At 42.3% G+C, this 25,297-nt stretch carries 24 protein-coding genes, 1 tRNA gene and 1 other annotated feature; of the genes, 22 read left to right on the forward strand and 3 right to left on the reverse strand.

The annotated features are described in order from the left end of the window. The first annotated feature begins 6 nt into the window (after window positions 1-6). The 8 genes from ACGLYD_RS01070 to lysS all read left to right on the forward strand — a co-directional run bounded on the left by ACGLYD_RS01070 (window position 7) and on the right by lysS (window position 9,400). Entirely contained in the window at window positions 7-1,527 is a 1,521-nt protein-coding gene (locus tag ACGLYD_RS01070; RefSeq protein ID WP_067205973.1) for a lipopolysaccharide assembly protein LapB, read from the forward strand. A 779-nt stretch (window positions 1,528-2,306) separates the two neighbouring features. Next, entirely contained in the window at window positions 2,307-3,257 is a 951-nt protein-coding gene (gene trxB / locus ACGLYD_RS01075) for a thioredoxin-disulfide reductase (RefSeq protein WP_067205976.1), read from the forward strand. 196 nt (window positions 3,258-3,453) lie between these two features. Continuing rightward, window positions 3,454-3,936 (forward strand): NUDIX domain-containing protein, encoded by a 483-nt coding sequence (locus ACGLYD_RS01080; protein WP_067205979.1) that lies wholly within the window; start codon window positions 3,454-3,456, stop codon window positions 3,934-3,936. After that, window positions 3,933-4,823, forward strand: a complete 891-nt coding sequence (rapZ, locus tag ACGLYD_RS01085) for an RNase adapter RapZ (RefSeq protein ID WP_187046676.1) — start codon at window positions 3,933-3,935, stop codon at window positions 4,821-4,823. The genes ACGLYD_RS01080 and rapZ overlap by 4 nt, the downstream gene beginning before the upstream one ends. Window positions 4,824-4,827: 4 nt before the next feature. After that, a complete protein-coding gene (gene yvcK / locus ACGLYD_RS01090) occupies window positions 4,828-5,811 on the forward strand; it encodes a gluconeogenesis factor YvcK family protein (protein ID WP_067213832.1) in 984 nt (327 codons plus the stop codon). 25 nt (window positions 5,812-5,836) lie between these two features. Beyond that, window positions 5,837-6,784, forward strand: coding sequence for a DNA-binding protein WhiA (gene whiA / locus ACGLYD_RS01095; RefSeq protein WP_067205985.1), 948 nt, complete (start codon window positions 5,837-5,839; stop codon window positions 6,782-6,784). 36 nt (window positions 6,785-6,820) lie between these two features. Continuing rightward, window positions 6,821-7,078, forward strand: a complete 258-nt coding sequence (locus ACGLYD_RS01100; RefSeq protein WP_067205987.1) for an HPr family phosphocarrier protein — start codon at window positions 6,821-6,823, stop codon at window positions 7,076-7,078. A gap of 494 nt (window positions 7,079-7,572) precedes the next feature. Then, window positions 7,573-7,841: a binding site (T-box leader), on the forward strand. Between the two features lie 98 nt (window positions 7,842-7,939). Further along, window positions 7,940-9,400: a lysine--tRNA ligase gene (gene lysS, locus ACGLYD_RS01105; protein ID WP_338653535.1), complete on the forward strand. Its 1,461-nt coding sequence runs from the start codon at window positions 7,940-7,942 to the stop codon at window positions 9,398-9,400. Between the two features lie 196 nt (window positions 9,401-9,596). On the opposite strand, the gene ACGLYD_RS01110 is transcribed toward lysS, so the two are convergent. From ACGLYD_RS01110 to ACGLYD_RS01120, 3 genes are all read right to left on the reverse strand, one after another. Then, the gene (locus tag ACGLYD_RS01110; RefSeq protein ID WP_399630847.1) at window positions 9,597-10,178 is read right to left on the reverse strand and encodes a hypothetical protein; all 582 of its coding nucleotides are present in this window, start codon (window positions 10,176-10,178) and stop codon (window positions 9,597-9,599) included. Window positions 10,179-10,233: 55 nt separating this feature from the next. Then, a complete protein-coding gene (locus tag ACGLYD_RS01115) occupies window positions 10,234-10,578 on the reverse strand; it encodes a hypothetical protein (RefSeq protein WP_399630850.1) in 345 nt (114 codons plus the stop codon). 127 nt (window positions 10,579-10,705) lie between these two features. Then, window positions 10,706-10,777, reverse strand: a tRNA-Arg gene (locus ACGLYD_RS01120). Window positions 10,778-10,967: 190 nt separating this feature from the next. On the opposite strand from ACGLYD_RS01120, the gene clpP reads away from it, so the two are divergent. The 14 genes from clpP (at window position 10,968) to smpB (ending at window position 25,286) form a co-directional block, all read left to right on the forward strand. Further along, the gene (gene clpP / locus ACGLYD_RS01125) at window positions 10,968-11,588 is read left to right on the forward strand and encodes an ATP-dependent Clp endopeptidase proteolytic subunit ClpP (protein ID WP_067206000.1); all 621 of its coding nucleotides are present in this window, start codon (window positions 10,968-10,970) and stop codon (window positions 11,586-11,588) included. A 179-nt stretch (window positions 11,589-11,767) separates the two neighbouring features. Further along, window positions 11,768-12,346 (forward strand): LemA family protein, encoded by a 579-nt coding sequence (locus tag ACGLYD_RS01130; RefSeq protein WP_187046680.1) that lies wholly within the window; start codon window positions 11,768-11,770, stop codon window positions 12,344-12,346. Beyond that, complete coding sequence (locus tag ACGLYD_RS01135; RefSeq protein ID WP_187046681.1) at window positions 12,343-13,143, forward strand: YgcG family protein; 801 nt, start codon at window positions 12,343-12,345, stop codon at window positions 13,141-13,143. Before ACGLYD_RS01130 ends, ACGLYD_RS01135 begins: the two co-directional genes overlap by 4 nt. A gap of 95 nt (window positions 13,144-13,238) precedes the next feature. Beyond that, window positions 13,239-13,466: a glutaredoxin family protein gene (locus tag ACGLYD_RS01140; RefSeq protein WP_255428579.1), complete on the forward strand. Its 228-nt coding sequence runs from the start codon at window positions 13,239-13,241 to the stop codon at window positions 13,464-13,466. 136 nt (window positions 13,467-13,602) lie between these two features. Further along, a complete protein-coding gene (locus ACGLYD_RS01145; RefSeq protein ID WP_082786484.1) occupies window positions 13,603-14,637 on the forward strand; it encodes a sugar-binding transcriptional regulator in 1,035 nt (344 codons plus the stop codon). Between the two features lie 118 nt (window positions 14,638-14,755). Continuing rightward, window positions 14,756-15,763 carry a type I glyceraldehyde-3-phosphate dehydrogenase gene (gene gap / locus ACGLYD_RS01150; protein ID WP_067206007.1) on the forward strand — a complete coding sequence of 336 codons (1,008 nt, stop codon included), beginning with the start codon at window positions 14,756-14,758 and terminating at the stop codon, window positions 15,761-15,763. Window positions 15,764-15,880: 117 nt separating this feature from the next. Then, window positions 15,881-17,062 carry a phosphoglycerate kinase gene (locus tag ACGLYD_RS01155; RefSeq protein ID WP_399633073.1) on the forward strand — a complete coding sequence of 394 codons (1,182 nt, stop codon included), beginning with the start codon at window positions 15,881-15,883 and terminating at the stop codon, window positions 17,060-17,062. Between the two features lie 15 nt (window positions 17,063-17,077). Next, on the forward strand, window positions 17,078-17,839 hold the full coding sequence (gene tpiA, locus ACGLYD_RS01160; RefSeq protein WP_399630857.1) for a triose-phosphate isomerase: 762 nt from the start codon (window positions 17,078-17,080) through the stop codon (window positions 17,837-17,839). Then, window positions 17,832-19,358 carry a 2,3-bisphosphoglycerate-independent phosphoglycerate mutase gene (gene gpmI, locus ACGLYD_RS01165; RefSeq protein WP_067206019.1) on the forward strand — a complete coding sequence of 509 codons (1,527 nt, stop codon included), beginning with the start codon at window positions 17,832-17,834 and terminating at the stop codon, window positions 19,356-19,358. The genes tpiA and gpmI overlap by 8 nt, the downstream gene beginning before the upstream one ends. 15 nt (window positions 19,359-19,373) lie before the next feature. Then, window positions 19,374-20,669: a phosphopyruvate hydratase gene (gene eno / locus ACGLYD_RS01170; RefSeq protein ID WP_067206021.1), complete on the forward strand. Its 1,296-nt coding sequence runs from the start codon at window positions 19,374-19,376 to the stop codon at window positions 20,667-20,669. A 175-nt stretch (window positions 20,670-20,844) separates the two neighbouring features. Next, the gene (secG, locus tag ACGLYD_RS01175; RefSeq protein WP_067206024.1) at window positions 20,845-21,072 is read left to right on the forward strand and encodes a preprotein translocase subunit SecG; all 228 of its coding nucleotides are present in this window, start codon (window positions 20,845-20,847) and stop codon (window positions 21,070-21,072) included. Between the two features lie 472 nt (window positions 21,073-21,544). Continuing rightward, entirely contained in the window at window positions 21,545-22,291 is a 747-nt protein-coding gene (locus tag ACGLYD_RS01180; protein WP_067206026.1) for a carboxylesterase, read from the forward strand. 92 nt (window positions 22,292-22,383) lie between these two features. Then, window positions 22,384-24,666 carry a ribonuclease R gene (gene rnr, locus ACGLYD_RS01185; RefSeq protein WP_231885816.1) on the forward strand — a complete coding sequence of 761 codons (2,283 nt, stop codon included), beginning with the start codon at window positions 22,384-22,386 and terminating at the stop codon, window positions 24,664-24,666. Between the two features lie 152 nt (window positions 24,667-24,818). Beyond that, a complete protein-coding gene (gene smpB, locus ACGLYD_RS01190) occupies window positions 24,819-25,286 on the forward strand; it encodes an SsrA-binding protein SmpB (RefSeq protein WP_067206031.1) in 468 nt (155 codons plus the stop codon). Window positions 25,287-25,297 lie beyond the last annotated feature (11 nt).

Genomic DNA, 25,297 nt, shown 5'->3' on the forward strand with positions numbered 1-25,297 from the left:
ATATGATTGGATAAACTACGTAACAAACATGATAAAAAAATTATTTCGTTCATTCCAGACGGTGAATTTTATTATAATAAAGCGATTCAGGCGATGCAACGCGATCGTTTTGAAGATGCACAGCGGTATTTGAAAAGAGCATCAGAGCTTAGTCCGGAAGATTGGAAAATCCTCATGGAATATGGCGTGCTCGTCATGGAAGAGGGACGTTTTGAGGAAGCTCATGAACTGCTAATGACTGCAAACTCATTCGCACCTTCGGAAGAGGAAATTATATTCTATTTGGCAGAAGTGCATGCCCATCTTGGTATGCTGCGGGATGCAAAAATGTATGCGGAAAAATATATATTAATTGATCCTGATGGTCCATTTGCTGATGATTCAATGGAAATTATTGATTTCGCAGAACAGGAAGAGTCATTTAATGATGATGAAATGCCGGACGGTGAAGTATTCTTTTTACAGGAAAAGGCACGCCGACTTATGGAGTCAGGTGAATTCAAGGCGGCCGTGGAATTACTTGAGTCGATTATTGTCGATTATCCGGAGTTTTGGGCCGCTTATAATAATTTAGCTCTGGCTTATTTTTATATCGGGGAAAACGAGCGAGCTAGTAAGTTACTTCATGATGTTTTAAATCGTAATAAAGGAAATATCCATGCACTTTGTAATCTGGCGGTCTTTTATTATTACGAAAAGAAGGAAGAGGAATTAGAGTCTCTACTTGCTTTGCTTGTGAAAATTAAACCGTATCAATTTGAAAATCGCTATAAACTCGGCGCGACGTTTGCGCTTATTGGAAGACATAAAGAAGCTTATAATTGGCTCAGAAGTCTACAAAAGAGAGGGTTTGAAGGGGACACAGGCTACTACTTCTGGCTGTCCCATTCCGCTTATTTCTCTGGACATGAAAAAGTGGCGCGAGAAGCATATGCAAAGCTGATTGAACTGGATCCATCGAAGGCGGGTTACGAGCCGTGGAATGGTGTCCAAGAGATTATCACGTCTGATTCACTTGAGCAGGATAGGGAATTTTTACTAAGTAAAATTGCCAACACCTACAGAAGTGAAAGGATGTTCGGTTTTTATCTTCTTGGAAAGTCAGGTCACAAGCAGGAAATTATCTCACATCCATCTTATATTGAAATGGAAAAACTGAGTGACTACGAGCGGCTTTTTCTGGCAAGTGGTCTCGATTATGAATTCATGCCGGAAACCAACTTTGATAAGTCATTTATGCGAGCGCTTGAAACGACCGACTTACTTTACAACAAATATTGTCCGCTCGATAAACAAGCATCTCATCTGTTTCAAATGTGGTTCACCCTATGCGAAACTGCATTAAGTCGTTCTTATTTGTTTAGAAACCCGGCGGCACTTGCAGCCGCAGCAGATTATATGTTCCAATCATCCCGTTATCCGGATGTAACAAAAACAGCGATTGCAAAGGAATTCGGAATATCAGTCCCGACGCTGACAAAGTATGTCGGAGAATTGATTGAGTATTTACCACAATTTGATGCCTAAGGTCCTACACTTTTCTTATCATATATGTTGACATAAAGAATCCTCTCAACAACGCTCGGCGCTTGGGGATGCCTCCCGCAATAAGCCAGACAGAAAACCGCTGTCAGTCTTATTGCTTCGGCTACCCCTATGAGGCGCCTTCGCTGGAGATTATATAGAATCATTAGTTCGACATATATTGGTAAGAGAGTATACGTTTTTTTGACTTAGAATAGTGTCTAGCTCCAGCGCCTAGACCCTCGAGTCGCTTCAGTCCTTAAGTTAAAGGCAAAGAGCGCCTTTATCTTAAGGCCCTCCAGCGCTTTTCGGGTCTACCAAGGCGCTTGCGCTTTTCTTGGTGTCTAGCTCCAGGCGCCAACTCCTCGGGACATAAGTCAGTCAGGCTATTCGGCAAAGAACGCCGCTTAGCCCGCCCGTCTTATGCCTGTCGGAGCTGAACGGCGCCTTTCGCTTTTCATTGTTGTCTAGCTTCAGGCGCCAATCCCTCGGGTCATAAGCCATTTTGCTGTGGGGGCTGAAGTACGCCTCCTCGCAAAACGTCTTATGCCTGTCGGAGCTGAACGGCGCCTTACGCTTTTCTTAGTGTCTAGACTCCAGGCGCCAGCCGCTTGGTCATAAGCAATCCAGCTATGTGGCAAAGTGCGCCACGTCGCTGGATCGACTTATGCCTGTCGCGTCTAGCAGGCGCCTTTCGCTTTTCATTGTAAGCAGAAAAGTTGAATGGAACTTACGTATCCTATACGATTTGGTGTGTAAATGTTGTAGAGGAGGAAATTCACATGACAACTGAAAAAATTTATGATGTCATTATTATTGGTGCCGGCCCTGCGGGGATGACGGCTGCTGTCTATACATCTCGTGGGAACCTTTCAACGTTAATGCTTGAACGGGGAATTCCAGGCGGCCAAATGGCTAATACGGAAGAAATTGAAAACTACCCAGGATTCGAACATATATTAGGTCCGGACCTTTCTACAAAAATGTTTGATCACGCGCGTAAGTTTGGTGCTGAATATGCTTATGGCGATGTTACAGATGTTATTGATGGAGAAAGTTACAAGACGATAGTCGTCGGGGATAAAGAGTATAAAGCCCGTGCGATTATTATTACGACAGGTGCTGAATACAAAAAAATGGGTATTCCCGGAGAAGCTGAACTTACAGGCCGTGGCGTAAGCTATTGTGCGGTTTGTGATGGAGCATTCTTCCGTAAGAAAGAGCTCGTTGTTGTAGGCGGTGGCGATTCTGCCGTAGAAGAGGGAACTTATTTGACACGGTTTGCAGATAAGGTGACGATTGTTCATCGCCGCGGTGAATTACGTGCACAAAAAATTCTTCAAGACCGTGCATTTGCAAACGACAAGATTGAATTCATCTGGAATTCATCTGTGAAAGAAGTAAATGCTAGAGAAGGAAAAGTTGGTTCCGTTACACTTGTTTCAACTGTTGATGGTTCTGAAAGGGTATTTGAAGCGGATGGCATGTTCGTTTACATCGGAATGGACCCGTTAACAGCTCCATTTGCTAAACTTGGTATTCTTGACGAAAATGGTTACGTTGCAACAAACGAAATCATGGAAACATCTGTACCTGGTATTTATGCTGCAGGGGATGTTCGTGAAAAATTATTGCGTCAAGTTGTAACGGCTACTGGAGACGGTAGTATTGCTGCGCAGGCTGTCCAGAAATACGTTGAGGAATTGATGGAGAAATTAGGCGCAAAAGCTTAATGTAACCTTAATGTGGCTGTAACAGAAATGCAATGTCTAAAGGGTATAGTAAAAGTATCAATTGACCCCCCTTTTGATAAAGTAAATTTTGAAAGGCAATTTATCGGTTTATCCGATGGGTTGCCTTTTTTTTGTCGTTTTACAACGGTTCGATGTATAATGATACTATGCGTTTATAAAAAGTGGGGTTAGACAAATGCAGAGAATCGTAAATTTACTTGTAGTAAAAGATAATCATGTATTACTGTTAAAAAAACCTCGTCGCGGGTGGTATGTAGCCCCTGGTGGAAAGATGGATCCGGGTGAATCGGTTTACGAAACAGCCGTCAGAGAATTCACGGAAGAAACCGGTGCTGTACCGATTAGTCCATTGTTAAAAGGCGTCTACACAATGATGATTACAGATGAAACTGGGGAGACTGTGAAAAACGAATGGATGCTCCACACATTCATTGCTTTTGACTTAGTGGGTAAACCGTTTGAAACGACAATTGAAGGAGTATTGGAATGGCATCCTGTTGAAAGCTTAGAGACACTTCCGATGGCAGAAGGGGATCGAACCAATTTACTGTTTGCGGTATCTCAAAGTGGGATACAGTATGGAACGTTCTTTTATACCGAAGAATTTAAACTCTTGAAAGAGGAAATCCAAAATTCTGTGGAAGGTGATGGACAATGACTGAAATAGGGAAGCCAAGCAGCGATATTGAAATAGTTATTATTACGGGGATGTCGGGTGCAGGTAAGACGGTTGCAGTGCAGAGCTTTGAAGATCTTGGATTTTATTGCATCGATAATTTGCCTCCAGAGCTATTAGTTATGTTTCTGAATTTGATGATGAAATCGGAAAATCAAATGAAACGGATAGCCGCTGTAATGGATACGCGTGGAGGTGACCTATTTGATTCGCTCATTGGTGCTCTGGATGACCTTTTGGAAATGCAGGGTGTATCATCACGAATATTATTCCTCGATGCAGACGATGAGACGCTTGTTCGACGCTATAAGGAATCGAGAAGGTCACACCCATTATCGGCAGGAGGATTGCCTCTAGCAGGTATAAAGAAAGAGCGCCTGCTATTGTCTGAGATGAAAGGCCGTGCACGCTCGATTTTCAACACATCAAGTTTAAAACCAAGGGCATTGAGAGAAAAAATAATGGCTGAGTTCTCCTCTAAGGATGATCTTGGTTTTACACTAAACTTCCTCTCTTTCGGTTTTAAGCATGGCATGCCAATTGATGCAGATGTCGTGTTTGACGTGCGTTTCCTACCCAATCCTTTCTATATTGAGGATTTGAAACCGAAGACGGGACTCGAGAAAGAAGTCTATGACTATGTACTGAAATGGAAAGATACTCAAATCCTTATTGAAAAACTCACGGACTTATTTAAGTTCTTAATTCCACAATATAAAAATGAAGGAAAATCACAAGTTGTGATTGCATTCGGCTGTACAGGAGGTCAACACCGCTCTGTCACACTCGCTGAATTTTTCGGAAGCCGGTTCAAAGACGAGTACCGGACACTCATCACCCATAGGGATATTGAAAAAAGAAAGGATTGACGCTATGCCGAAATCCGGGAACTTGAAGAAAGTCGTTGTGTTAGGCGGCGGAACTGGTTTATCCACTTTGCTACGCGGATTAAAAAATTACCCTGTCGATTTGACTGCGGTCGTTACAGTAGCTGATGATGGCGGCAGTTCGGGCAGACTTCTTGACGAATATGACATACCACCTCCGGGTGATATTCGTAAAGTGATGGCAGCGCTTTCAGATGTAGAGCCATTAATCGAAGAAATGTTTGAATACCGCTTTGCTACTTCAGAGGATTTGAAAGGTCATTCACTCGGCAATCTTATGCTGGCTGCTATGACGGATATCACAGGTGATTTCGCACGAGCAGTCGAACAAATGAGCAGGGTACTAAACATAAAAGGGAAAGTATTACCAGCCGCTAATCAGCGGATCACATTGCACGCAGAACTCGAAGACGGTACAATCGTGACGGGTGAATCGAAAATACCGGTTTACGAACGTAAAATTCGTAAAGTGTATTTATCACCACAAGAAGTTGAACCGTTACCTGAAACAATAGAGGCAATCAATTCTGCTGACCTGATCATTATTGGCCCAGGCAGCCTATATACAAGCATCTTGCCGGCACTGCTTGTCCAATCAATTCGTAAAGCGGTCTTGTCATGTAAGGCAAAAAAGGTGTATATTAACAACTTGACGACGCAAGCAGGAGAAACACACCGCTATACAGCTTCGGAGCATGTGCAGGCATTATATGATCATGCGGGTGAACCTTTTATCGACACGGTTTTATTGAACGGCACAGAATTTTCTGCGTTGCAGGGTGGGAAAGAATGGACGGGACCTCCCTGGCCTGTCGAAAACGATTTGGAAACGCTTCAACAACTTGTACCAAATATCGTAGTAAAAGACATTTGCTTATTATTAAATGGAACTATCATACATGATTCCGAAAAAGTAGCTAAATGGCTTATAGAATATATGGAAAATGGGATCGAAACGGAACAGACGTGATCGTCGCCGAGAAAGGGGAAGAATCATGTCTTTTGCTTCAGAAACAAAAAAGGAAATGACACAGATAGAAGCGGATGACTGTTGTGTAAAGGCAGAAGTAGCGGCGTTCATTAGGATGAATGGTGCACTTTCCTTTTCTAATAAACAGTTAAGTTTGGACGTACAAACTGAAAATGCAGCGATTGCCAGACGCCTATATACGAATTTAAAACGATTGTATCCTTATAAAGTAGAGTTGCTTGTTCGAAAAAAGATGCGCTTGAAAAAAAATAACGTTTACATTTGCCGAATTCGAGGTGGAGCAAAAGCTCTTTTGGAAGAACTACTAATCCTGACAGGAACATTTCAATTTAAAAATGAAATCTCAAAGGAATTGGTTAAAAAGAGATGCTGCCAACGCGCTTATCTACGGGGAGCTTTTCTGGCAGGGGGTTCCGTGAATAACCCGGAAACATCTTCTTATCACCTTGAAATATTTTCGATATATAAAGAACATAGTGAAGACTTAGTCGATCTGATGAACAAATACCATTTGAATGCGAAGTCGATTGAACGGAAAAAAGGGTATATTGCTTATTTGAAAGAAGCTGAAAAAATATCGGATTTCCTTAGCATCGTCGGCGCGCATGTGAGCTTAATGAAGTTTGAAGATGTACGAATTATACGCGATATGCGAAATAGTGTGAACAGGCTTGTGAATTGTGAAACCGCGAATATGAATAAAACAATTGGTGCAGCACAGCGCCAAGTTGAAAATATAAAGTTTATTGAAAGTACGATTGGACTTGCTGAATTACCAGATAGATTACAAGAGATCGCAAGGCTTCGGGTCGACAATCAGGATATTACGTTGAAGGAACTTGGAGAACTGGTTTCGGGTGGAATGGTAAGTAAATCAGGTGTGAACCATCGCTTAAGAAAAATTGAAGAAATTGCGGAAAATCTTCGCAATGGGGGAATCGGTAGTCGGTAAATCCGCTGTCGAACCAAGAGAGGAGCTGGCGCTGTCATGGCAGAACGAATAGTTGAAGTGAAGTTGAAATCAGGATTGCAAGCAAGGCAAGCAGCACTTTTTGTCCAAGAGGCAAATAGGTTTTTGTCTGATGTATTTTTGAAAAAAGAAGAACGCCAAGTAAATGCTAAAAGTATAATGGGGATCATGAGCCTAGCCATCGCGCGCGGCACGACTGTTACGTTGATTGCAGAAGGAATTGACGAGGAACAGGCGCTAGAATCACTCGCAGTACTTGTTGAAAATGGCAATTAAATAAAACAATCACCGTTAGCGCTGTCAAACGACAAGTGGTAACGGTTTTTTTATGGAGACTGGATTGTATTAGTCATGAGGATACGACTTGAAGTCATGGTAGCTCGCTGAATTATAATGACAAAGTCAGCAACTGTCATGGCATCCCGACAAACTGTGAGGGCAAGGTCGAACTGTCATGGCAACGCATCAAACTGTGAGGGCAAAGTCGGCAACTGTCATGGCATCACGGTAAACTGCAAGGGGAAAGTCGGCAACTGTCATGGCATCCCAACAAACTGTGAGGGCAAGATCGAACTGTCATGGCAACCCATCAAACTGTGAGGGCAAGATCGAACTGTCATGACAACCCATCAAACTGTGAGGGCAAAGTCGGCAACTGTCATGGCATCCTGACAAACTGCGAGGGCAAGGTCGAACTGTCACTGCAACCCGTCAAATAGAAATTGACTATTCCATTTAATTATGCTAAATTATTTTCAATCAATATATAATGTACGGCTATGAAGAGAAGAGTAATTTTGATTAATTATTTTCAGAGAGCTCCGGTAGGTGGGAAGGAGTAATAATGATCTTAATGAAAAAAAGTCTTGGAGCTTCGCACGGATCTAAGAGCATTCTTAGTGATACTGCGACGGGATCTCCCGTTAAAGAGATAGGGTATAATCAATTGTTAGAAAATTGACGTACTCGAAGAGGTTGATATGGCGACATATCAATAAACTGAGGTGGTACCGCGGAGCTATAAACTCCCGTCCTCAAGACAAATGTCTTGGGGGTGGGAGTTTTTTTGTTGTTTGGAAATTTAAATCCATAACATAAAAAGCCTTATAAACAAACTAAAAGAATGGAGTGAAAAGAATGAGCAATGAACAAATAGCTTTAAGAATAGAGAAATTAGAGACTTTAAAATCGCAAGGGATTTCAGTATATCCTGAAAGGTTTTCTACAAATAATGAAATTTATGAAGCTGCTCAACTTGAAGACGGAACTTCTGGGGTCCGAGTTGCTGGAAGAATAATGAGCATTAGAAACTTCAGTAAATTAAGTTTCATTACTATTTCAAACATACAAGGAAGCGTACAACTTCTGTTGAAAAAGGATGAGATTGGTGAGAAACCTTATAATCAGTTTCACAATTTATTGGATATGGGAGATTTTATCGGTGTGGAAGGATGTATGTATACGACTAAAACTAATGAGAAAACACTTCGTATCGAAAGTTATGTGTTTCTTGGGAAGGCGTTACGGACTCTTCCAGAAAAATGGCACGGTTTAAGCAATGTTGAACTTCGATATAGACAGCGTTATTTAGATTTAATGGTGACAAAAGACACACAAAGTCGCTTACTAGCTAGAACCAAAATGGTACGTGCCATTCGCAGGTTCTTTGAAGACCAGGAATTTTTAGAAGTAGAAACACCAGTTTTACAGCATACTTCCTCGGGGGCGTTAGCTAAGCCTTTTAGGACCTATCATAACTCTTTAGATACAGAGCTAAATTTACGTATTGCACCGGAAACCTATTTGAAAAGGTTAATTGTAGGTGGATTTACCAAAGTTTTTGAATTTGCAAAGTGTTTTAGGAACGAGGGGATTAGTCCTCAACATCTTCAAGAATTTACAATGGTTGAAGGGTATGCGGCATATTGGAATTATGAGGATACAATGAAATTAATGCGTAATATGGTTCTGTTTGTCCTGGATCAAATCTTTAATACGACTACCATTACCATCCAGGGTCAAACAATAAACTTTTCACTAGAATGGGACATTGTCTCTTTCAGGGATTTAATCTTAAAAGACACAGGGATTGATATAGATCTTTTTCCTGATGTTAAGGATTTATATCAAGAAACATTGAGGGTTAATATGGATTTGGAACATCCTGATATTGAATCTTTAGGGAGAGGTAATTTTATTGATCTTCTTTACAAAAAAATGTGTCGGCCACAACTAGTTAAACCGACATTTCTAATCCGACATCCTATTGATTTATCCCCACTAGCTAGGGCCAATGATCAAAACCCTGCTCTTACAGACCGTTTCCAATTAGTGGTGAATGGTGCGGAAATAATAAATGCCTATTCAGAGTTGGTTGACCCACTTGAACAAAGAAGAAGACTGGAGACTCAAGCTCATCTTAAAAGTAACGGAGATTTGGAAGCTATGGAGATGGATGAGGATTATCTAACAGCTATGGAATATGGAATGCCACCCATTTCTGGTTGGGGATTTGGAATTGAACGATTATTAATGGTACTAACGGATAGTGATACGATTAAAGACTGTGTTTTATTTCCATTAAATAAAAAACTATAGTCAATCCTCGATAATATTGAACAATTTGCCAACGTTCGTTGTGACAGAGCAGCAAAAAAAGGACCGTAAAAGGTCCTTTTTTTATTAATGAATCATCAATAATAATAATTAACTTCCATATAAACAGGCTTCTAAAAGATCGATATAAACCGTCCTGTGGTTGTTTCTGGGCTTCTATTATAGATTAGTTATCTCTTCACTTCAGTAACGCTGATACCCGTCTACTCCACTGTAATCCCTTTGCGTATGCAGTCTCGTATGCATAGCCTGAAATTTCTTCGCCTTGCTGACTATCGAGAAGAGTTATTTTGCTGTATGGATAATCTGATGAATTAAATGAAAGTATCATTTCAACCCTATGAACAACTTTCCTGCTATTTTTCTTTCCAGTTACTCCACCAATAATCGCTCCCACTCCACCTGCTAAAACGTCACCAACAATTGCTCTACCTGTTGCGCTTGTTAATGAAGATTGATATGCAACTGAATCATCAATGACTAATTCAACGTTCAGTATGTTTGTATACCACATTCCAATAGCGCCACCGTTGCTTCCTATCACATAAAAGCTACCATAAGTCCTGTCGTGCAGAAGTATCTGACCATCTTCAAATTGCTCCCAATAATAGTCCACTATCTTATGTTCCACCAATACATTTTCTAGCGCCTTCTTGGCCTTGCCCCTACCAATAGAGCCATCGATTTCTTTTATAATCGTTACGATAACTGCTGCTATTGCTGTTAACCCTAATCCCCATAAGAAAAGTGTGATAATCATAATGTTTTTTCCTCCTAGAATATATATTGCTGAGACGCCATTTTAAAAAGTCTAATCAATATAAGTTCGATTCCAGGTGATTTTTTCTCCGGATGAATACGATTATTCTATCGGCCAGTCGTTCTTCATGCGGTGAAAATTGGACAGCATTCGCAATGCCCGCATGCTCTCGATATTTCTGTACATCATACATTTCTAACGCAACCAACGAACGGTTGAACGTTTTTGTTTCCTTTGCATAAGATGAAATTGTCCATTCCGACAAACCTTTCGCCATGTTGAAACGGTGGAATTCGTCAATGACTGATTGGATCGATAGAATTGTTTGCGGCTTGGCTAGATTGGTAACCCTTAGAATGTCGTTTAATAGCGCTGAATCAATTTGTTTTCGTTTTTTCATATTCTCATCACCCCGTCAATTATTTCTGCGGATGACTGTAACCGGTGCGTTTTGAATTCCTGGTGATTGGGAATAGAAAATACCCGCCATTGAATGAACAATGACGGGTAAAATTGTTGTAATCATATGCCCTCGGCGAGAATCGAACTCACATCTTAAGCTTCGGAGGCTCACGTGCTATCCGTTGCACCACGAGGGCGTTACAAATCGGCTATCTTTTGCAGCAGACTAGACTTATTATACTGGTGTAGCTCAATGAATGCAATGCTTATTTTGAAAGCGTTATATTTGACCTTCGTTGACCATACTATGTATGATAAAGTTACAGTTGAAACGAAGTTATGTTTCAATAGGTAGACAACACTATCCAGCTTGAAGGAGGAAATAGAATGAATCTAATACCTACAGTAATTGAACAGACTAGCCGCGGTGAGCGTGCTTACGACATCTATTCACGTCTATTGAAAGACCGTATCATCATGCTTGGAAGTGGAATCGATGACAACGTTGCGAACTCTATCGTTGCTCAACTCCTATTTTTAGAAGCAGAAGATCCGGATAAAGATATTTCCATCTACATTAATAGCCCCGGGGGAAGCGTCACTGCTGGTATGGCGATTTTTGACACAATGCAATTCATCAAACCTGACATCCAAACAATTTGTATGGGGATGGCTGCATCTATGGGATCGTTCCTACTAGCGGCGGGTACTAAAGGGAAACGTTATGCGCTTCCTAACGCAGAAGTAATGATTCACCAACCATTAGGTGGAGCACAAGGGCAAGCAACAGAAATTGAAATTGCTGCAAAACATATCCTTTTCACTCGTGAAAAACTAAACTTGATTCTTGCTGAGCGTACTGGCCAATCGGTTGAAGTAATTGCGAGAGATACGGACCGCGACAACTTCATGACAGCTGAACGTGCGAAAGAGTATGGTTTAATTGACCATATTATTACACGCAGTGACATGAAAGACGGAGCTAAAACTAAACCTGAATCTAAATAAGTTCTACAAAAGTCGGCTTTCCATTATGGGAAGCCGTTTTTTTGTGGCTATAAAAAAACGTTGCCTTAGAATAAATGAAACCTTTTCAATAGTCATACTGTATATACTACTGTAGAAAAAGTTTCGACACGGTGTTCGAGAGGGTAAATGAAAGTAACTAACTCGTGAGGAGTGTTAACATGAAAAAAGTTTTAGGACCAATTGCGGTAATCGTAATCATACTTGCAGTTTTGGCTATGATACTGGTTCCAAGTTATAACAAATTCGTTAATTTAGAAGAAGATGTGGACCAGGCGTATGCACAAGTTGAAAATCAACTACAACGGAGGCTCGATCTGATACCGAACTTGGTAAGCACGGTTAAAGGTTTCGCGAGCCATGAAAAAGAGATTATCAGTGACATTGCAGATTCCCGTGCAAGACTTGCCGGAGCAAATGGGCCCGCAGAACAAGCGGATGCAAACGCTGACTTAGCGGGTGCGCTTAGTCGTCTTCTTGTCGTCGTTGAGAATTATCCTGATTTAAAAGCAAATGAAAATTTCACTAAGCTGATGGATGAACTGGCCGGAACTGAAAACCGTCTGGGCGTTGCGCGTAAGGATTATAACGACGTAGTCGCCAATTACAATAGGCAAGTGAAAAGATTCCCTGGAAAAATCGTTGCATCCATTTTCGGATATGATGAAAAGGAATACTTTAAAGCCGATGCAGCTGCAAATGAAGTGCCGAATGTCGATTTTGGAGATGACAAGGAATGATTAGAAAAGCTGTCCGCATACTGGTGACGGCATGTCTGATTGTTTTTACATCGTTAAACTCAGCAGTGTTTTCGGCTGATGCTGCTGTTCCGGTCGTTCAAGATACTGCGAATGTGTTGTCCGCTGAACAGAAATCGGAACTTGAGCAATATGGGATTCAATTAAATAATGCTACGACAGCGGAACTTGCGGTATTGATCCTCCCGAGCATAGGCGATAAGCCAGTTGAGGAATATTCAGTAGAGAAGCTTAGGGAATTTAAATTAGGCAATAAGGAAAAAAATAACGGAGCTTTGCTAGTCGTTACAACGGAGAAAAATTCCGATGGTAAACGACATTTCGAACTATCGGTCGGGTATGGATTAGAGGGTGCCCTTCCGGACGGAAAAGTCGGACGTATAATGGATGAAGTAGCTGTTCCATATTTGAATAAGCAACAGCCTGACATGGCGATCATGGAAGCATATAAATCATTCTACAATGAAATCGCAGCTGAATATGGATGGGATGGCGCGGATGTGCCCGTCACAACTATAGATTCCGACTCAAGTGATGGGGGATTCGGTATTCCATTCCCCGTCATCCTTTTCATCATTATTTACATTGTCTTCCGTGTCATCAGTAATAGAGGAGGCCGAGGAGGCGGAGGCGGTTCGGGCGGACGGCGTAGCGGAGGGCCAATTTTCTTCCCTGGTTCTTTTGGGGGCAGAAGTGGTGGCGGTAGTTCCGGCGGCGGTTTTGGTGGTTTCGGTGGCGGTGGTTCCGGCGGTGGTGGCGGAGCAGGCCGAAGCTGGTAAAGAATAATGGGCGGTATGCACAGGCAACATCCTGTGCATACCACCTGTTATTCATTTATACTAAAGGTATTATAAAAGTAATGAGGTGCATTAAAGTGCATGTGACATTTTACACAAAACCAGGTTGTCACCTTTGTGATGAAGCTGAATTAATGATGAAACTTGTCCAAGAGGATTTCCCGCTGACGTGGACGATAGTAGATATAGAAACTGATGATGAAAGTCATGAGAAATATATGTTTTTGATTCCTGTCATTGAAAAAGATGGCGATGTGATGCTTTACGGGTCAATTGGCTACGCTGATATCATTGATTTATTCTGATAATTAATGCTGTATTGTTTGTAAAGTCGAATGAAAAGAGCTATAATGAAGTTAGAAATATTTTTTTGCTTTATGTGGGACGCTATTCAGTATGTAGGGTCGTTAAATGTCCCTATGGTAAAGAGGAGGGCAGCCATTGGACGTTTTGATGGATGCACAGAGTAAACTCGTACCAGAAATGATGGAGTTAATGCAGCAAAGATATCGGATATTAAAGCTTGTAAAAATGGCTGGTCCAATTGGAAGGCGTCCACTCGGTCAGATGGCTGGTTTATCGGAGCGGGAAACGCGAACCATGATGGATACGCTAAGGGGTCAAAATCTGATTACTATTGCAAAAGACGGAGCTTCAATCACCACTGAAGGATTGACTGTCTTACTTGCTCTTGAGTCTTCAATGGAAGACTGGTCGGGCCGTACGTCAATTGCAAAGAGACTAATGGAATTCCTTGGCATTCAATCAGTCAAAGTTGTTGCAGGTAACTGCGATACCGATACCGCTTCGAAAAGCTTACTTGGTATGGAGGCAGCGAAACAATTTTCTTCTAAAATTGACGAGGGCAAAGTAGTCGCCGTCACTGGAGGAAGTACAATTGCATCGATTCCACTTCATATCGAAAAGTTTAGCGGTACCAATAATCTGCTATTCATCGCTGCAAGAGGCGGTGTAGGAGATGATATTGGTTTGCAAGCGAATGTCATTGCGGCCTCTTTCGCCTCGGCATGTGGAGGTACGTATAGTACATTTTATTATCCAGAGTCGTTAAGCGAAGAAGCCCATGAAGCGTTCCGAAAAGAACCTTCCGTCTTGAAAATGCTTGAACTTTATGACACAACAGATTGTGTTCTGCATGGAGTAGGCGACGCGCAAACAATGGCGATTATGCGTAATTCGCCTACAGAAGAGCGAGATATGATCCAAGACAATGGAGCTAAAGGCGAAGCATTCGGTTATTATTTTGACCAGGATGGTAACGTTGTCCACAGATTACGGACAATCGGTATCCAAACTGGCCATCTCGAGAAGATTCCGCTTATCATTTCAGTCGCAGGCGGCAGCAGTAAAGCTGAAGCTATCTTGGCTTATATGGCAAGTGCGCCTAAACAAACGATTTTAGTAACTGATGAAGGTGCAGCAACTGAAATGCTGAAAATACTCGTCAATAAATAAACGTATAAATGACTAAGACGGGTATTTTCAGGGAATAGGTTTAGATGGGCTTTGTGTAAATGTAGCTATAAGAAATTTTTTAACTATAAACTAAAAAAACAACATGGAGGAATATATTATGACTTTGAAACTTGCGATTAACGGATTTGGACGGATTGGACGTAAAGTATTCCGCGAAGCTTTGAAACAAGAGGAAATTGAAATTGTAGCAGTGAACGATTTGACGGATGCAGCAATGCTTGCACATCTTTTGAAGTATGACTCTGTACATGGCGTATTTGACGCGGAAGTCAGTTTTGATAATGACACGCTTATTGTCGATGGCAAAAGAGTGAAAGTATATGCAGAAAAAGATCCAGCAGCGCTACCATGGGGCACACTTGGGGTTGACGTTGTCGTTGATTCGACAGGCGTATTTACGGACAGAGCTGGACTGAACAAACACCTTGAAGCGGGTGCGAAAAAAGTTATCTTGTCATCACCGGCAAAAGGCGATATCACGACACTTGTAATGGGTGTTAACCACGAGTCATACGATCCGGCAAATGATAACATCGTATCAAATGCATCATGTACGACAAACTGTCTTGCTCCAGTTGTAAAAGTACTTCACAACGAATTCGGTATAAAACGCGGTCTAATGACAACAATTCACTCGTACACAAATGACCAACGCATTTTGGATTTACCGCATTCGGATTACAGACGTGCTCGTGCAGCTGCAGAAAACATGATTCCAACTACGACAGGCGCAGCTTCAGCTGTAACAAAAGTTATTCCTGAATTGAAAGGTAAACTTGACGGTATGGCTGTCCGCGTTCCAACACCAAACGTTTCACTCGTTGACTTTGTCGCTGAACTTGAGAAAGATGTGACAATTGCTGATGTGAACAATGCATTGAAAAACGCGTCTGAAAATGAGCTAAAAGGTTTCTTGGCTTATAATGAACTCCCACTAGTTTCTAAAGATTATAACGGAAATACTTCATCATCTACTGTAGATGGTCTTTCAACGATGGTCCTTGAAGACAACATGGTGAAAGTAATTACTTGGTATGACAACGAATCAGCTTATTCTGCACGTTGTGTGGACTTGGCACTTTATATGTTTGGTAAAGGTCTATAATTCAGTTAAATATAGCCATAAACAATAAAACCCCTTATAATGTAGTTGGGTAAGAGGAGCGGGGGTTACCCCGTTCCTCATTTTTTTTTAGTATATATGGAGGTGGGCGTTTTCATGGTGTCGAAAAAGACGATGAAAGATATGCAGCTTGAAGGGAAACGCGTTTTTTGCCGGGTAGATTTCAATGTACCTATGGAAGATGGGAATGTAACGGATGATACAAGGATCCGTGCAGCAATTCCGACCATCAATTATATGGTAGCTCAGGGTGCGAAAGTTATTCTCGCGAGTCATTTAGGACGTCCAAAAGGCGAAGTGAATGAAGACATGCGGCTTACTGCTGCAGGAGAAAAACTTGCGGAATTGATTGGCAAGCCGGTAACAAAGCTCGATTCATCCATTGGAAAAGAAGTGGAAGAAACCATTTCGACAATGAAAAACGGCGATATCATTCTGCTTGAAAATGTTAGGTTCCATGCTGGAGAAGAAAAGAATGATGCAGGACTAGCGAAGCAATTTGCGGAACTCGCTGATGTTTTCGTCAATGATGCATTCGGTGCTGCACACCGTGCACATGCTTCTACTGCGGGCATAGCGCAACATATTCCGGCTGTATCTGGCCTCCTTCTTGAAAAAGAATTGGACATTCTCAGTAAGGCATTATCAGAGCCTGACCGTCCGTTCACAGCAATTATTGGCGGAGCCAAAGTGAAAGACAAAATTGGCGTCATCGATCATCTATTAGACAAAGTGGATAACTTGATTATCGGCGGCGGATTATCATATACATTTGCAAAAGCACAAGGCAATGAAATAGGAGATTCGCTCCTTGAGGAAGATAAAATCGACCTGGCGAACTCATTTATTCAGAAAGCCAAAGAAAAAGGCGTTAATTTATACTTACCAATCGACGTTGTCATAGCGGATGCGTTTTCAAAAGATGCAAAGACAAAAAACGTGAATATCGATTCCATACCAGAAGGATGGATGGGTCTGGATATTGGACCAAAAACAGCTGAACTTTACGCAGACGTTATTAAAGAGTCGAAATTGATCATTTGGAACGGGCCTATGGGTGTGTTTGAAATGGAGCCGTTCGCGGGTGGCACACAACGAGTTGCAAAAGCGATGGCTGAAACAAAAGCATATACAGTTATTGGTGGGGGCGATTCAGCCGCTGCTGTCGAAAAGTTCGGCGTAGGAGATAAAATGGATCACATTTCAACTGGTGGAGGCGCTTCTCTTGAATTCATGGAGGGAAAAGACCTACCGGGCCTCACTGCACTGAACGATAAATGATCGGGGGGAAACATTTTGCGAAAACGAATAATTGCGGGTAACTGGAAAATGTACAAGTCTCTTGAAGAAGCGAAAAGTTTCGCGATAGAAGTGCAAGAAAAAGCAGCAGCTTCAGAAAAATTGGAAGCGGTTATCTGTCCACCAGCTTTATACCTTTCAGAACTTGTACAAATTACAAAAGGTTCAGCAGTAGGTATTGGTGCACAAACGATGCATGACGTAAAAGAAGGTGCTTTCACGGGCGAAATCAGTCCAGCGATGCTGTCAGAAATCGGCGTTGGTTATGTTGTCCTGGGTCATTCTGAGCGTCGTCAATACTTCAACGAAACAGATGAATCCGTCAACAAGAAAGTCCATGCAGCATTTGACTACAAGCTTACGCCAATCGTCTGTGTGGGAGAATCACTTGAAGATCGGGAAAGTGGACAAACTGTTGATTTAGTAGCGGGACAAGTGAAAAAAGCATTCGAAGGCGTCAGCGCTGATTTAGCGGCACAAGCAGTCATAGCTTATGAGCCAATCTGGGCTATCGGTACAGGTAAAACAGCAACTGCACAAGATGCCAATGAAGTATGTGGAGCAATCCGTACGACAATCGGCGAATTATATAATGAAACAGTTGCAGACCAAATTCGTATTCAATATGGCGGTAGCGTTAAACCGGACAATATTGAAGAACTTCTCACAATGGAACATATCGATGGCGCACTTGTCGGCGGCGCAAGTTTGGATCCTGCATCATTCTTGAAATTGCTAGAGGCTGGAGCACATGAGTAAAAGTCCGGTAGCGCTTATCATTTTGGATGGCTTTGGCCTTCGTGATGACAAGCTAGGAAATGCAGTTGCACAGGCGAATAAGCCGAATTACGATCTATTATGGAACAACTTCCCGCATTCAACGCTGACAGCTTGTGGGGAGGCGGTAGGTCTTCCTGAAGGACAGATGGGTAACTCTGAAGTAGGGCATCTAAATATTGGAGCTGGTCGCGTCGTCTATCAAAGTTTGACTCGTATTAATAAGTCAATCAGGGAAGCTGACTTTTTCGATAACGAAACGCTTTTGAGAGCAGTTACACACGCGAAGGAAAACGGCTCTGCACTCCATCTGATGGGGTTACTATCCGACGGTGGTGTACATAGCCATTATGAGCATCTATTCGCGCTTCTTCGCCTAGCGAAGTTGAATGGACTTGATAAAGTATTTGTCCATGCCTTCCTGGATGGTCGTGATGTGAGCCCACAATCTTCTCTTGATTACATTGAAAAGACTGAAACATTCATGCAAGAGTTGGGTGTTGGCAAGTTTGCAAGTATTTCAGGACGGTATTATGCGATGGATCGTGATAAGCGCTGGGAGCGTTTGGAAAAGGTCTACCGTGCAATTGTTGAAGGCGCTGCTTTAACGGCAGCTACGCCGACTGCAGGCGTACTAGCGTCGTATAAGCAAGGCGTTCATGATGAATTCGTTGTACCTTTCCTTATTGAAGAACTTGGTAAACCGGTTGCGACGGTTGAAGATGGGGATGCGGTTGTATTCTTTAATTTCCGTCCGGACCGTGCCATTCAGCTTTCACGCGCCTTAACAGATTCTACTTTTGATGAATTTGAAACAGGAACGAAAAGATATAAAGATTTGAAGTTTGTGACGTTCACACATTATAGTGACGACATTGTTGCAGATGTCGCTTATAGTAGTGACAACTTGGAAAACACTCTTGGAGAAGTTATCGCCCGCAACGGTTTGACACAACTGCGCATTGCGGAAACCGAGAAATTTCCACATGTCACTTTTTTCATGAGTGGCGGACGAGAAGACAAGTTCATAGGTGAAGAACGAATCTTGATAGCTTCACCGAAAGTTGCAACGTATGACTTGCAACCGGAGATGAGTGCTTACCAAGTGACGGAATCGCTTATTGAAGGAATTGAGGCGAATCGTTTTGATGCAATTATTCTCAATTTCGCAAATCCCGACATGGTCGGGCATAGTGGAATGCTGGAACCAACCATCAAAGCGATTGAAACGGTTGATATATGCCTTGGCAAAATTATCGACGCAATCCATGCTAAAGGCGGTACGGCAATCGTAACGGCTGATCATGGAAATGCTGATGAAGTAACTACGCAAGACGGGGCTCCGATGACGGCGCACACAACGAATCCGGTTCCGGTTATCGTTACGAAGGCGGGAATTAGTTTGCGCGAAGGCGGTAAACTCGCAGACTTGGCACCAACAATGCTAAAATTGTTACAAGTAGAACAACCGGTAGAAATGACCGGCACACCATTATTTTAAAAAGGGGAGAATGACATGCCAATCATTACACTTATCCAAGCGAGAGAAGTACTTGATTCACGTGGAAATCCAACAGTAGAGGTTGAAGTATTTACGGAAAGCGGTGCATTTGGTCGGGCAATCGTTCCATCTGGCGCTTCAACAGGCGAATATGAAGCAGTAGAACTACGTGACGGTGATCCGGATCGCTACTTGGGCAAGGGTGTTCTTCAAGCGGTTGACCATGTTAATGAAGTTATTTCGGCGGAATTGGAAGATGCGTTTTCAGTTCTTGATCAAGTGACGATTGACAAAGCGTTGATTGAAATTGATGGTACTGCCAACAAAGGTAAATTGGGCGCAAATGCAATTCTTGGCGTATCGATAGCTGTCGCACATGCTGCTTCTGATTATCTTGATATTCCCCTTTATCAATATCTAGGCGGCATTAACGCAAAACAATTGCCAGTGCCAATGATGAACATTCTAAACGGTGGCGAGCATGCGGACAACAACGTGGATATTCAAGAGTTTATGGTAATGCCAGTCGGCGCTACTTCATTCCACGAAGGTCTTCGTATGGGCGCGGAAATTTTCCATACCCTTAAGACTGTTCTACAGGCAAAAGGCATGAATACATCAGTGGGTGATGAAGGCGGATTTGCTCCGAACTTATCTTCCAATGAAGAAGCTTTGTCTATTATCCTTGAAGCAATCGAAAAAGCAGGCTACAAACCAGGCGAGGAAGTTCTCCTTGCAATGGACGTTGCAGCATCTGAGTTTTTCAATAAAGAAGATGGTACGTACAATCTTGCTGGCGAAGGTATCGTAAAAACATCGGCAGAAATGGTTGATTGGTATGAAGAGCTTTGCAGTAAGTATCCAATCATCTCTATCGAAGATGGTTTGGATGAAAATGACTGGGCGGGTCATAAACTATTGACGGACCGCTTAGGCAAAAAAATTCAACTTGTCGGAGATGACTTGTTCGTGACGAACACAGAAAAACTGGCACGAGGAATTGAAGAAGGTATTGGTAACTCAATCCTTATCAAAGTGAACCAAATCGGTACATTGACGGAAACGTTTGATGCGATTGAAATGGCGAAGCGCGCTGGCTATACGGCAGTTATTTCCCACCGTTCAGGTGAATCAGAAGATACGACAATTGCTGATATCGCAGTTGCAACAAACGCTGGACAAATCAAAACGGGTGCACCATCTCGTACGGACCGCGTTGCGAAATACAACCAATTGCTTCGTATTGAAGATCAGCTAGATGATACTGCTGAATATCTTGGTGTTAAAACGTTTTATAACTTGAAAAAATAATGATTGATAAAAACCCGCTTCGGCGGGTTTTTCTTTGGTTTTTAATAGATTGAGTGGAAACTCACTGAGTGACTATGAGAACTTCTGTCTTAAAATTAGAACAATAGGTTGTAACACCAGTCTGTTTTTGGTAAAATAGAACTGTTGTGAAGTTCGAATCGGGAGGTGGAACAAAATGCATACTTTGCTGATGACACTGCTCGTAATCGTAGCACTATCATTGATCGTAGTCGTATTATTGCAATCTGGGAAAAGCGCAGGTCTATCAGGAGCCATCTCTGGCGGAGCCGAACAACTTTTCGGGAAACAAAAAGCACGGGGACTTGACCTTGTACTTCAACGGGTCACTGTTGTACTTGCCGTTTTGTTTATCGTATTGGCAATCGTCATTATGAAAGTATAATCTTAAATAGACCATTATCGCCTGACCTTCCGACTGGTCGGGCGTTTTTTATTAAAAGTAGGGAAGTATAAGTTTTCTACTGGGGTCGTTGTCTAGACTCCAGGCGCCAGCCGCTTGGTCATAAGCAATCCAGCTATGTGGCAAAGAGCGCCACGTCGCTGGATCGACTTATGCCTGTCGCGTCTAGCGGGCGCCTTGCGCTTTTCTTAGTGTCCAGACTCCAGGCGCCTAGCCCCTCGAGTCGCTTCAGTCCTTAAGTTAAAGGCAAAGAGCGCCTTTATCTTAAGGCCCTCCAGCGCTTTTCGGGTCTACCGAGGCGCCTTGCACTTTTCTTAGTGTCTAGCTCCAGGCGCCAACTCCTCGGGACATAAGTCAGTCAGACTATTCGGCAAAGAACGCCGCTTAGCCCGCCCGTCTTATGCCTGTCGGAGCTGAACGGCGCCTTGCACTTTTCTTAGAAAGGATGATCTAAATGAGAATTGCACAACCGAAACCATTCTTTTTCGAAAGAGGGAAGCGTGCAGTTTTACTGCTACATGGATTTACAGGTACCTCAGCGGACGTACGGATGTTGGGACGGTTTCTTGAAAAGGAAGGCTACACCTCGCTTGCACCCCATTACAAAGGCCACGGTGTTCCCCCAGAAGAATTGATCCACACAGGTCCCGAAGAGTGGTGGGAAGATGTTCTTACGGGTTATAATCAATTAAAGGAAGCTGGATACGATGAGATTGCAGTTGCTGGATTGTCATTAGGAGGCGTATTTTCGCTCAAATTAGGGTATAACAAGCCAGTGAAGGGTATTGTTACAATGTGCGCGCCAATGTCGATGAGAACAACTGACATTATGTATGAAGGTGTCCTTAAATATGCACGGGAGTATAAGAAGTTTGAAGGGAAAGCCGAAGAAGACATCGAAAGAGATATAGAGGCATTACGTGCGCAAAATATGCCTTCTCTCGAAGAACTTCGTGCACTTGTCTATGATGTACGAGATCATATCGATCACATCTATGCACCGCTATTTGTTGTGCAGGCCACAAACGATGATGTTATCGATACCGATTCCGCAAACGTTATTTATGACAATACCGAATCAGACATAAAAAATATTAAATGGTATGAACAATCGGGACATGTCATTACACTCGGACCCGAAAAAGTGAAACTTCATGAAGATATTTTGAAATTCTTGGAATCATTGGACTGGAATGAGTGAAAGATAAGACCAATGACCATACTATAGACTTATAAGGAGTGATGCAATTGGATAGCTTAGAACAAGACATACAGCAAAAATTGCTGTCTCTAATGAAAGAAGAATCGTATAAGCCGCTAACCGTACAGGAAATTCAGGAAGTATTGGGATTTGAACAGGCGGCGGAGTTTAAGGAACTAGTGAAAATGCTTGTTGACCTTGAACAAAAAGGGCAAATTATTCGCTCGAAATCGAACCGTTATGGCGTGCCAGAAGGCATGAATCTCCTTCGTGGAAAATTCATCGGGCATGCAAAAGGATTTGGTTTTGTGGCACCGGATGTAGAAGGAATGGATGATGTATTCATACCACCACATGAAGTAAATGGCGCGATGAACGGAGATACTGTCCTCATACGTGTCGTTAATGCCACATCAGGCGGTAGACGTGAAGGGGCAATTACACGTGTCGTGGAACGCAAAACAACAAAGGTAGTGGGCATGTACCAGAACAATAAAGGCTTCGGTTTCGTTGTTCCTGATGATAAAAAATTACCAATGGACGTTTTCATCGGTAAAGGAGATTCACTTGATGCGGTTGACGGTCACAAAGTCGTTGTTGAAATAACAGACTGGCCTGTAGACGGGAAATCAGCAACAGGTATGGTGACACAAATCCTTGGTCACAGAAATGATCCTGGCGTGGACATCTTGTCTATTATTCATAAGCATGGAATTGAAGTTGACTTTCCGCAAGCAGTACTAGACCAGGCAAATAAAATACCTGAAGAAGTTCAAGAAGAAGATTTGTTCAAACGTCGTGATCTCCGTGAAGAACTTTCGATTACAATTGATGGCGCGGATGCCAAAGACCTTGACGATGCCATTTCAGTTGTGAAAAACGACAATGGTAGCTATATATTATCTGTTCATATTTCGGATGTCAGTTATTATGTGACGGAGAATTCTGCAATGGGTGATGACGCTTATGACCGTGGAACAAGCGTGTACTTGACGGATAGAGTTATCCCAATGTTACCGCATAGATTATCGAACGGAATCTGTTCATTGAATCCAGGTGTCGATAGGCTTACGTTATCTTGTACAATGACGATAGATCGCAACGGGAAAGTCGTCGAGCACGAAATATTTGAGAGTGTTATTCGCTCGAAAGAACGTATGACTTATAATGAAGTTTATAAAATCATCGAAGAAAAAGACGAAGAACTTTCAGAGAAATATGCACATGTTGTTCCTATGATTAACCATATGGCAGACCTCGCGGCTATTTTGAAACAGAAGCGAGAAGATCGTGGAGCCATTGATTTCAATTTCAAGGAATCGAAAATCCTTGTTGATGAAAAAGGATGGCCAACGGATGTTGTCATTATGGAGCGTACTGTATCAGAACGCCTGATAGAAGAATTCATGCTTGCTGCGAACGAAACAATCGCGGAACATTTCCACTGGCTTAAAGTACCGTTCATTTACCGAATTCACGAAGATCCGAAAGCTGAGAAATTACAACGTTTCTTCGAATTTCTAACGAACTTTGGTGTTGTTGTAAAAGGAACGGGTAATAAGGTCCATCCAAAAGCGTTGCAGGAAATCGTAGAATCAATTGAGGGACTACCTGAAGAAACAGTTATTTCGACAATGCTCCTGCGTTCAATGCAACAGGCGAAGTATTTAGATCAAAGTCTGGGTCACTTTGGTTTATCCACAGAATTCTATACTCATTTCACGGCACCAATCCGCCGCTTCCCAGATTTGATTGTCCACCGTTTGATCCGGACATATCTAATTGAAAAAGACATGTCGACACAGACACTTGCGCATTGGAGTGCGATATTAGCTGATATTGCAGAGCATACATCTGAACGGGAACGTCGTGCAGTTGAAGCAGAACGTGATACAGAGTCACTGAAAAAAGCTCAATTTATGCTCGACAAAATTGGCGAAGAATTCGAAGGCGTTATTTCATCGGTTACAAACTTTGGTTTGTTTGTCGAACTGGAAAACACAATCGAAGGACTTGTTCACGTTAGTCATATGACAGATGATTATTATCGATTTGACGACAGACAAATGATGATGATTGGTGAACGTTCTGGCAAACAATACAGACTCGGCGACGAAGTAACCGTGAAAGTGATTGCTGTGAAGCCTGAAGAATCGACAATCGATTTTGAAATCGTTGGCATGAAACAAGACTTCCGTCGTACACGTAAAGAAACTCCGAAAGTCATCCATGCAAAGAAAAAGGATGGCGACAATAAATCCGGAGATAAATCAAAAGATAAAAAGAAAACAGGCACATATAGTAAAAAGAAAAAGTTCTATGAAGGCGCAGCGAAAAAAGCGGGTACTAAACCTAAGCCTAAAAAGAAAAAGTAAAGAAGGAGCGGTCTAGGCCGCTCCGCAGTTTTGCTTCCGGCTGTATTGTCACAAACTTTGAAAGGTTGCTTACCTGCGTCCAGCAGGCACAAGCGCTATTCAAAATTTGTATGCAATTACGCCGGGGCGTAATTGATTAAGGGGTGAAAGAAATGGCGAAAGGCCAGGGGAAGGTAGTCGCCGTTAATAAAAAGGCGAATCATGATTTTGCAATCGAAGAAACAATTGAGGCAGGTATTGTTCTACAAGGTACTGAAATCAAAGCAATCCGTACTAGTAAAGTTCAACTGCGAGATGCGTTTATAAGAATCCGCAATAACGAAGCGTGGATTACCAATATGCACATTAGCCCATATGACCACGGGAATCAGTTCAATCATGATCCGGTGCGTTCTAGAAAGTTACTTCTTCATAAAAAACAGATTAGCAAATTGATTGGACAAACGAAAGAACAGGGATCTGCGATTGTACCGATTAAGATGTATTTAAAAGACGGCTTTGCAAAAGTGTTAATTGGTGTTGGGAAAGGTAAGAAAGATTACGACAAACGCCAAGATCTGAAGAAAAAAGATGCGAAGCGTGAAATCGATCGTGCACTTAGAGATAGGCAGAAGTATTGAAAATTTAGTGG

It is taken from the genome of Sporosarcina sp. SG10008, from assembly GCF_044569405.1.
Taxonomy (GTDB): Bacteria; Bacillota; Bacilli; order Bacillales_A; family Planococcaceae; genus Sporosarcina; species Sporosarcina psychrophila.

Bases quoted from the DNA above. Each gene is read 5' to 3' on its own strand.
- trxB (WP_067205976.1), top strand. From the start codon at position 2,307: ATGACAACTGAAAAAATTTATGATGTCATTATTATTGGTGCCGGCCCT.
- ACGLYD_RS01080 (WP_067205979.1), top strand. From the start codon at position 3,454: ATGCAGAGAATCGTAAATTTACTTGTAGTAAAAGATAATCATGTATTA.
- rapZ (WP_187046676.1), top strand. From the start codon at position 3,933: ATGACTGAAATAGGGAAGCCAAGCAGCGATATTGAAATAGTTATTATT.
- yvcK (WP_067213832.1), top strand. From the start codon at position 4,828: ATGCCGAAATCCGGGAACTTGAAGAAAGTCGTTGTGTTAGGCGGCGGA.
- whiA (WP_067205985.1), top strand. From the start codon at position 5,837: ATGTCTTTTGCTTCAGAAACAAAAAAGGAAATGACACAGATAGAAGCG.
- ACGLYD_RS01100 (WP_067205987.1), top strand. From the start codon at position 6,821: ATGGCAGAACGAATAGTTGAAGTGAAGTTGAAATCAGGATTGCAAGCA.
- lysS (WP_338653535.1), top strand. From the start codon at position 7,940: ATGAGCAATGAACAAATAGCTTTAAGAATAGAGAAATTAGAGACTTTA.
- ACGLYD_RS01110 (WP_399630847.1), bottom strand. From the start codon at position 10,178: ATGATTATCACACTTTTCTTATGGGGATTAGGGTTAACAGCAATAGCA.
- ACGLYD_RS01115 (WP_399630850.1), bottom strand. From the start codon at position 10,578: ATGAAAAAACGAAAACAAATTGATTCAGCGCTATTAAACGACATTCTA.
- clpP (WP_067206000.1), top strand. From the start codon at position 10,968: ATGAATCTAATACCTACAGTAATTGAACAGACTAGCCGCGGTGAGCGT.
- ACGLYD_RS01130 (WP_187046680.1), top strand. From the start codon at position 11,768: ATGAAAAAAGTTTTAGGACCAATTGCGGTAATCGTAATCATACTTGCA.
- ACGLYD_RS01135 (WP_187046681.1), top strand. From the start codon at position 12,343: ATGATTAGAAAAGCTGTCCGCATACTGGTGACGGCATGTCTGATTGTT.
- gap (WP_067206007.1), top strand. From the start codon at position 14,756: ATGACTTTGAAACTTGCGATTAACGGATTTGGACGGATTGGACGTAAA.
- gpmI (WP_067206019.1), top strand. From the start codon at position 17,832: ATGAGTAAAAGTCCGGTAGCGCTTATCATTTTGGATGGCTTTGGCCTT.
- eno (WP_067206021.1), top strand. From the start codon at position 19,374: ATGCCAATCATTACACTTATCCAAGCGAGAGAAGTACTTGATTCACGT.
- secG (WP_067206024.1), top strand. From the start codon at position 20,845: ATGCATACTTTGCTGATGACACTGCTCGTAATCGTAGCACTATCATTG.
- ACGLYD_RS01180 (WP_067206026.1), top strand. From the start codon at position 21,545: ATGAGAATTGCACAACCGAAACCATTCTTTTTCGAAAGAGGGAAGCGT.
- rnr (WP_231885816.1), top strand. From the start codon at position 22,384: ATGAAAGAAGAATCGTATAAGCCGCTAACCGTACAGGAAATTCAGGAA.
- smpB (WP_067206031.1), top strand. From the start codon at position 24,819: ATGGCGAAAGGCCAGGGGAAGGTAGTCGCCGTTAATAAAAAGGCGAAT.